At 65.8% G+C, this 8,443-nt stretch carries 6 protein-coding genes; 1 reads left to right on the top strand and 5 read right to left on the bottom strand.

Annotated features, from left to right (window positions below):
• Nucleotides 1–253: 253 nt before the first annotated feature.
• Entirely contained in the window at nucleotides 254–979 is a 726-nt protein-coding gene (locus tag GGR62_RS06120) for an AraC family transcriptional regulator (protein WP_184407023.1), read from the bottom strand.
• A gap of 121 nt (nucleotides 980–1,100) precedes the next feature.
• Complete coding sequence (locus GGR62_RS06115) at nucleotides 1,101–1,571, bottom strand: hypothetical protein (protein WP_184407022.1); 471 nt, start codon at nucleotides 1,569–1,571, stop codon at nucleotides 1,101–1,103.
• Between the two features lie 338 nt (nucleotides 1,572–1,909).
• Between GGR62_RS06115 and GGR62_RS06110 the strand changes: the two genes are divergently transcribed.
• On the top strand, nucleotides 1,910–2,314 hold the full coding sequence (locus GGR62_RS06110) for a hypothetical protein (RefSeq protein WP_260305553.1): 405 nt from the start codon (nucleotides 1,910–1,912) through the stop codon (nucleotides 2,312–2,314).
• Nucleotides 2,315–2,418: 104 nt separating this feature from the next.
• On the opposite strand, the gene GGR62_RS06105 is transcribed toward GGR62_RS06110, so the two are convergent.
• From GGR62_RS06105 to GGR62_RS06095, 3 genes are all read right to left on the bottom strand, one after another.
• Entirely contained in the window at nucleotides 2,419–4,539 is a 2,121-nt protein-coding gene (locus tag GGR62_RS06105; protein ID WP_184407021.1) for a S9 family peptidase, read from the bottom strand.
• A 463-nt stretch (nucleotides 4,540–5,002) separates the two neighbouring features.
• Nucleotides 5,003–5,848 (bottom strand): transporter, encoded by an 846-nt coding sequence (locus tag GGR62_RS06100; RefSeq protein WP_184407020.1) that lies wholly within the window; start codon nucleotides 5,846–5,848, stop codon nucleotides 5,003–5,005.
• A gap of 536 nt (nucleotides 5,849–6,384) precedes the next feature.
• On the bottom strand, nucleotides 6,385–8,355 hold the full coding sequence (locus GGR62_RS06095) for an oligopeptide transporter, OPT family (RefSeq protein ID WP_184407019.1): 1,971 nt from the start codon (nucleotides 8,353–8,355) through the stop codon (nucleotides 6,385–6,387).
• Nucleotides 8,356–8,443 lie beyond the last annotated feature (88 nt).

The raw sequence follows: 8,443 nt of genomic DNA, 5'->3' as shown, positions 1-8,443 counted from the left end.
TGGTGCGGTGTCCTCGCCGCTTGCGGGACCGTGTGGCGGCATGGATGCCGCCACCGAGCCTCCACGGACGGATTCACGGCGTGTCCCGCGAGCGGTGGGGGCACCGCACACTCGACGAACCAGGCTTTTGGCTGCATCCACCAAACGAGAGTGCAACCTGGAATCTCGATGGATTCACGCAGTGCTCGGCAAGCGGTAAGAGGACCGCGTGCTCGACTAACTCAGCTGCTGAGCAGTCGTCTTGTCAGACAAGCTAAGCCGGTTCTGCAGGAAACTGCGCAGCGTTCGCCAGCGCGCGGTACTCGCGCGGCGTCATGCCGGCCGCCAGCTTGAATTGCCGCGCAAAGGCGCTCTGGTCGCTGAAACCACAGGCATGCCCGATCTCGGTGAGACTCTTGTTCCCGTGCAGCAGATGCATCGCCATCTGCAGGCGCAGCTTGGCCAGCACCTGTTGCGGAGTCAGCTGGAACACCTTACGGAACGAGCGCTGCAACTTGGACATCGAAAACCCGGTGATTTCCACCAGCGCCTGCATGCGTACGTTCTGCGCGTAGTTGGCGTTGAGGTACGCCAGCGCAAGCCGCAGTTTTTCATACTGCGATGCGTGCCCGTCCTGCGGCCCCAGATCGCGCGAGATGCCGATGATGCCCTGCACCTTGCCGTCGACCAGCAGCGGACGTTTGCAGGTCAGGCACCAGCCCGGTTCGCGGTTGGCGAACAGGTGCAGCTCCAACAGGTTGTCGATGACCGCACCGGCCAGCACCTGCTCGTCCTGATTGGCGTAGTTGGCGCCCAGCCCGCTGGGATACACCTCGGCAACGCGCTTGCCGATCAGTTCCTTGCGCGATTTCAGGCCCAACCGCCGCAGCATGGTCTGGTTGACGTGGGTATAGCGGCCCTCGCGATCCTTGACGAAGAACAGCACGTCCGGCACGGCATCGAACAACGCTTCCAGATCGGCAGGGTCGATGCTCTTCATGCAGGAGGTCATGCAGGACGGGACTCGGGATCAGGAAAGACGCAGCTGGCGATGACGCGCGCCACCGATGCAGGCCGCAGCGCCATGATACGCCGCGCGCGGCAGACGCCGGCGCACTGCCTCAGCGCGGGTTGTCGGCCACGTTGGACGCAGCCGGCGCAGCCTTGCTGTCCACCGCCGCTGCAGTGGTGTTGCCGATGCGATCCAACGGCACCTGCTGCGCGCGCCAGCCACTGACAACCGCCGCACCGGACTGCGAGCCGATCTGCACCTGCAGGCGCGCACTGCCGCCGGGCGCAATGAACTCGATGGCGCAATCGCCGGCGGCCATGCAGCTGTCGGCGGCGAGCGGATCCACGAGCTGCCAGCCTTGCTCCATCACCGCCTGCGCGAACGCGCGGTAGCCCATGCCGGACTTCAGCGTGGCCGGCAGCGGCACCCCCGGATCGCTGACCGCCGCATCGGTGCCGACAGCGGCAGCCGCAGACACGGGGGCACGCGCAGCAACGGCCGTGGGCCGCGATGCGGCATTCAGGGCAGGACTACAGATTAGGGCGAGCGCCCACAATGAGGGGCGGAACAACATGCGCATGCAAACGGTCCTTGCGATCCTGGCAGGGAACTGAGGAAGTTAAGGAATCGCTATTTTGACATGGCTTGCTTGCTGCGGCACCGCTGTCTCCTGCTGGCATTCAGCCAGATGCGTTGAACCAGGCCACCTCGGCCTGCCGCAAGCGGACGCATGCTTTAAAAGGCGCCGTCGACCTCAGCGCACCTGTCCCTCCGAACATCGTCTGGCGGGCAGTGCACGACTACCCGGCGCATGCCTCAGGTCGAAGTCCGAACCATCCCGATCCAAGGCTGACACAGCGCAGAGTCGCCATCTCCGCAGGCGCGTTGCATCCTTGTGGTTTGACCGTGGAGTACCCGATGCTCGATACCACCTCTCCCGCATATGCGGTCGGCCAGCTCTGGCGCTGCCGTGGGCGTACCGCGACGGAGATGCCGCTGGTGCTGATCAACCAGATCGATGTGCATCCCCACGGCGGCCAGATCCTGCACGTGAGTATCAGCGACATCCAGGTGCGTCACGCAGGATTGCCCGATGGGATTCTCGACACGCTGCCGCACATCCCGATGATCGCGCAGGCCCTGGAGCGCAGCGCTGCCGAACACGTCGGCAATGCCGCGCCCAATCAGGATTACCTGCCGGGCCATGCAGAATGGAAAGCCGCCTTCGACGCCGGCAATGCCGGCTCGTTCGGGATCGCCGTGGCGGAGATCCTGCACATCGTGGAAGGCCAGTTAGCCAAACGCGATCAGCTGCCGAACTGAGCAAGCCGAACGAACGCCTTGCGACACGCAGTACAGACCAGGCCGTCACGCGTCATAAGCTCACCCATCGGCACGCCGCTCCGGGCGACGTGCCGATCATGGCCTCACTGACCGATATGCTGCTTCAGCCAGCTGTTGACGGTGTCGTGCCACAGCACGCTGTTGTCCGGCTTGAGCACCCAGTGGTTCTCGTCCGGGAAGTACAGGAACTTGGAGTCGATGCCCTTGCGCTGCAGCGCGGTGAAGGCGGCAAGGCCCTGCTCGACCGGGATGCGGAAATCCTGCTGGCCGTGGATCACCAGCATCGGCACCTTCCACTTGTCCACGTGCAGCACCGGGTTGAACTTCTCGTAGCCGGCCGGGTTCTGCCACGGCGTGCCGCCGTTTTCCCATTCGCTGAACCACAGTTCCTCGGTGGCGTAGCCCATGGTGCGGTTGTCGAACACGCCGTCGTGATCGACCAGGCACTTCCACGGCTGGTTCCAGTTGCCGGCCATCCAATAGACCATGTAGCCGCCGTAGCTGGCGCCCAGCGCACAGGCCTTGTCGCCGTTGAGGAAGCCGTATTGTTTCTGCGCGGCGGCCCAGCCTTTTTGCAGGTCTTCCAGCGGGCGGTCGCCCCAATGCTGGCTGATCGCATCGGTGAAGTCCTGGCCGTAGCCGGTGGAGCCGTGGAAGTCGATCATCACCACTGCGTAGCCCTGCCCGGCATAGGTCTGCGGATTCCAGCGATTGCTCCAGCCGTTGCCAAAGCTGCCCTGCGGTCCGCCGTGGATCAGGAACGCCACCGGGTAGGTCTTGCCTTCCTGGTAGTTGTACGGCTTGACCACGTAGCCGTGCACGGTGTCGTTGTTCCAGCCCTTGAACTGGAATTGCTCGTAGTCGCCGAACTGCACGTCCGGCAGCAGTTCACTCGCGCTCTGGGTGATCGCACGCAGGCCCTGGCCCTGCACGTCGCTGACAAAGACCTGGTCGCCGCTCTTGAGCGAATTGCGCGTAAACGCCAGCGTATTGCCGGCCAGGGTCGGCGCATGCACGCTGCCCTCGCCCACCAGCTTGGTCGCCTCGCCGCTGGCGATATCGATCTTGAACAGCGGATGCTCGCCCAGGTCGTCGGCACTGGTGTAGAGACTGGCGCCATCGTCGCTCAACACGATCTCGCCGGCCGAACGGTCCCACTTGGGCGCGATCTCGCGGGTCTTGCCGCTGGCCAGCTCCATCGCCATCAGGCCGAAGCGGTCGGCTTCGAAACCGGGGCGCTTCATCGCGCGGTAGTACAGCGTCTTGCCGTCGGCACTGAACACCGGGCCGGCATCCCAGGCCGGGTTGGACGCGGTCAGATTGACCGGGGCAGCCTTGCCGCCGGCATCCAGGCGGTACAGGTCGAAGTTGGTCTGCCATGGCTCGTCGTTGCCGGTGGCCTTGCCGCCGGCCTGGGCCTTCTTCGAGGTGCCGGGGCCGAATGCCTGCGGCACGCGCACGCTGGCGACCACGCTGCTGCCATCCGGCGACCAGGCGTAATCGTCGTTGCCGCCGAACGGCTTGGACGGCGCATCGCCGGCCAGCGTGGCGCTGATCGCCGAGGCACCGACGACCGGCTTGGCACCGGCAACGGGCAGGTCGGCGACAAACAGCGTGTTGCGGCGGCCGTCGTTCCAGGTATCCCAATGCCGCACGAATAACTGGTCGTACACCACACCGCTGGCCTTGGCGTTCTTGACGCTAGCGAGCTTGGTCTTGGTGCAGCCCAGGTCCGAGCCGCAGTCCTGGAACACCGCGGCACTGAAGGCGATGCGCTTGCCGTCCGGCGCGAGCTTGTAGCTGTCCAGGTCCACCGCAAAGGCGGTCAGCTGCTGCGGGGTGCCGCCGGCCAGCGGCTGCGCGTACAGCTGCTGGGTACCGGATTTACTGCTGAGGAAGTACACCGTCTTGCCGTCCGGCGACAGCGCCGGGCTGTTGACGTTCCAGCCCTCGGGGGTCAGCCGCTTGGGCGGCGCCGCATCGCGGGTGCGCAGGTTGCGCATCCACAGGCCGGTGGCCGGCTTGCCATTGCCGCTCTTGGCTTGGCGCTTGGCGAACACCAGCACACTGCCATCGGGGCTGAGCGTGGGCGAGGACACCCGGTCCATCGCCACCATGTCGCGCACATCGAAACCGCGCGCGGCGGCCAGGCTTGGCAAGGCAGTCAACAGACACAGGGGCAGCACGGCGTAACGAAGCTTCATCGAGAGTTCCTGCAACGGCAAAACGTCGATGGTAGGCGTTGCTGCGGCGCACGCGCAAAGACTTGCGCTTGCGTCTGCCTGCGCGGTCGCGTGGGCGTCGCCTCGTGCATGGAATCACGCGCGTCAGCGCCGCGACCGGAAGCCGAGGCGTGTGCTGTCGAACGCGCATGGCCGTCGCGCGTGGCGGCATGGGGCATGCGGCCAGCAAGCTGATGACACCAGCCAGACACGCTTGACGCGTGCGCGCTGCGTTGGATGGGTGATTGCAACAGTCGCCGCTACGTTGAGAAGGGCTTCCCATGCGGCCGCTCCCGCTCGGCGTTGTTCAAGCATCGGCAGCGCCGGCGTGCCGCGTACGGGTGTTGCGAGGCGCCAACCGAGCTGGCGCCTCGCAACCTTGACCATGCGTCTCAAGCAGTGTGCACGTCCCGGCAACTCACCCTGCCCTGACGCACCACACGCATCAGAAGCGGTGCGCCAACCCTACATACACCTGCGCATCCGGGGTGCGGTCGTTGAGGCCGAAGTTGGCGCCCACGTCCAGTTGCAACAGCGGGTTGATCAGATACGCAGCGGCGATGTCAGCCGAATACTGTTCGATGGTTCCGGCAGGGTCGCGATTGATCGAGGACCACACTTCAACCGCCATCGACAGCTTGGGCGTCAGCGGGCGCGCCAGGTTGATCGCATTGATCACCGCGATGTGATTGCCGCTGCCATCGCTGTCGGCCAGCCAGTCGACCTCCGGGCCGAAGGTCAACGAGAAGCTGTTGGGCAAGGCGAAGTTGATCGGCAGCGCGATGCCGCCTTCCCACTCGTCGTTGCCCAGGCCGGTGCGCGCGGTAGGCGCCTTGACGAACGGCAGCACCGCGACGGTGGCGGTATCGCTCTCGTAGAACCGCGCCTTCATGCGCAGATAGATGTCGCCACCGCCACTCAGGCTGCTGCGTGCGCCAGTGGCGCGATCGGTGGTCTTGACCTGCAGCTGCGGCGCCCAGTTGAGCTGCAGATCGATGCGGTCGCTGACGCCGTATTTGAGCGTGGGATTGGTGAACACCGAGGTTTCGATGCGTGTGCCGGGCTGGCTGTCACGGGTGTAGCTGCCGATGTCGGTTTCCAGCTGCCAGGCGCCGGTCGGCACGGTACAGGTGGAATTGGCCTTGGTCGGCCGGTCGGTGCACAGCGCCGCTTCGGTGGCGTCTTGCGCCTGCGCTTGCGTGGCCAGGCCGCACAGCACGCCGGCCATGGCGATGGCCAGCACAGGGATGCGCGGTGCGCGGGAAGAGGAACGGGGAATAACAGTCAGCATTGCAGTAACTCCATGGCAGAGCGCTGGATCGATGACACGACAAACCAGCAGTGAGTGGGTGGGTGGGGGTGCGCGTGGAGAGGTGGATCGACTGCACGACGCCGGAATGGCAGCGTCTGGTCGATCCTATCGAACTGTCGAGCTCACAAGACAAAAAGCGGCCGCAACCGCACGTTGGAAGAGACGCAGTGTGATTGGGCTAACGTTTTTTGTCGGCAGCAGCGGCGGCGCGATGGCCTACGGCGCGGAGATCAGCGGGTCGATCGAGGCATGCGGCAGCCGTAACGCATCATCCGTGCGGGAGACGGCACGATACGGAGCGGCGGCATAAAGGCGCTATGCATGAGCGCTGGATCTGGCATAAAGCCGGCGCAAAGACAGGCTGCAGACGACGAAGTGCGGTCAGGGACAGTCGATGGGTCTGCGGCGGCGGTGCGTGGGTAGGGACAGATGGCAGCGGCATGCGCTGCGGGCAGGTCGCCTTGCGCGCCTGCCAGGACGGCGCATGCATCGCATGCGCCGTGTCTGTCAAAGGCTCAGGCCGCCTGTTCGCCGCGCTTGCCGACGCGATACAGCAGCCAGCCGACCAGGGCGAGAATGGCCAGGCCGAACCATTGGTTGAGCTGCAGGCTGGCCGGCAGCGCCAGCACATCGGCACGACTGGACAGCACGATCGGCACCGCGATCGCGATACCCATCAACGCCTCGCCAGTGATCAGGCCGGCAGCAAACAGCACGCCCGGACGATGCACGCGGTCGCGGCCGTCTTCGTCATCGGCACGGATCTTGTGGAAGCGCTCCACCAGATGCGCGATCAGGCCACCGACAAAGATCGGCACCATCAGTTCCAACGGCAGATAGATACCGATCGCGGCAGCCAGCACCGGCACGCGGAAGCGCTTGCCGGTGGCCTTCAACCACTCGTCCAGCGCGATGATGGCCGCCCCGACGCCGGCACCGATGGCGATCATCGACCACGGCAGCTGGCCGCCGAACAGCCCCTTGGCGACCGAAGCCATCAACGTGGCCTGCGGCGCAGCGAGCGAGTTGGGATGCTGCGGCGTGGCCGGGCCGATGCCGTAGGCCTGCGCGAGCAGGTTCAACACCGGCGCCATGATCAGCGCGCAGGAGAACGCACCGATGGCCAGCATCAGCTGCTGCTTCCACGGCGTGGCGCCGACCAGATAGCCGGCCTTGAGATCCTGCAGGTTGTCGCCGCCCACCGCCGCCGCGCAGCACACGACCGCGCCGATCATAATTGCCGCCACCGCGCCCAACGGCGCCGCGCCGATGCCGACCGGCACCAACCCGTCCTTGCCGAGCAGCAGCACCAGCACCGCCGAGGCGAACAGGATCGTGGAAATGGTGATGCCCGAGACCGGGTTGTTGGACGAGCCGATCAACCCGGCCAGATAGCCGGACACCGACACGAACAGAAAGCCGGCCACGACCATGATGATGGTCATCGGGATCGACACGTGCCACTGCTGCACGATGGCCTGGTACAGGCCGAGCAGCGGAAGGGTGCACAGCACCAGCGCCACCAGCATCCACTTCATCGGCAGGTCGCGTTCGGTCTCGGCGACCACACCGCCACCGCTCTTGCGTGCGGCGGCGAAGCCGCTCTTGACGCCGGATAGCAGCGACTTGCGCAGCGAGAACAGCGTCCACACGCCGCCGATCAGCATCGCGCCGACACCCAGGTAGCGGATCTTCGCGCCCCAGATGCCGAACGCCGCATCGGCTGCCGGCGCATCGACCAGGCTCTGCGCCAATGCCGGGTCCGAGCCCATGAAAAACTGCTGATACAGCGGAATGGCGATATGCCAGGACAGGATCGAGCCGGACAGCACCACGATGCCGACGTTCAAGCCGACGATGTAGCCCACGCCCAGCAGTGCCGGCGACAGGTTGGTGCCCAGATAGCCGACCAGCCGGCTGCTGCCCAGATATGTGGCCTGCGCCCAGGTATCGGGAATCACCCGCAGGCCGCTGGCCGCGCCCAGCTTGACTAGCGCACCGATGGCGCCGGACATGGCCAGGATCTTCAGACCCGGGCCGGGGTTGTCGCCGGCCTTGAGCACTTCGGCTGCGGCCTTGCCCTCGGGAAACGGCAGCGGATCCTCGACGATCATCGAGCGCCGCAGCGGCACCGAGAACAGCACGCCGAGCAGGCCGCCCATGCCGGCGATGCCGAGCACCCACCAGTACTTGAAGTCCGGCCAGTAGCCCATGATCACCAGCGCGGGGATGGTGAAGATCACCCCGGCCGCGATCGACGAGCCGGCCGAGGCGCCGGTCTGGACGATGTTGTTTTCCAGGATGGTGCCGCCGCCAAGCAGGCGCAGCACGCCCATCGACACCACCGCGGCCGGAATGGCGGTGGCGATGGTCAGGCCGGCGAACAGGCCCAGATAGGCGTTGGCGGCCGAAAGCACCACCGCCAGCACGATGGCCAGCACGATGGCGCGGAAGGTGAGCTGGCGCGGTTGCGCGGCATGGCGCATGGGCGGTTCCCCTGTGGCAAAAAATCCGTACCACGCTAGCGCTTACGCGAAGTTCCGTCCAGCTGCGCCGCGGCGTGACAGTGTGCGT

It is taken from the genome of Xanthomonas sp. 3075 (assembly GCF_014197275.1).
GTDB lineage: Bacteria > Pseudomonadota > Gammaproteobacteria > Xanthomonadales > Xanthomonadaceae > Xanthomonas > Xanthomonas campestris_B.
The sequence above is the reverse complement of the archived record's forward strand: the minus strand, read 5'-3'. Positions and strand labels throughout refer to the sequence as shown.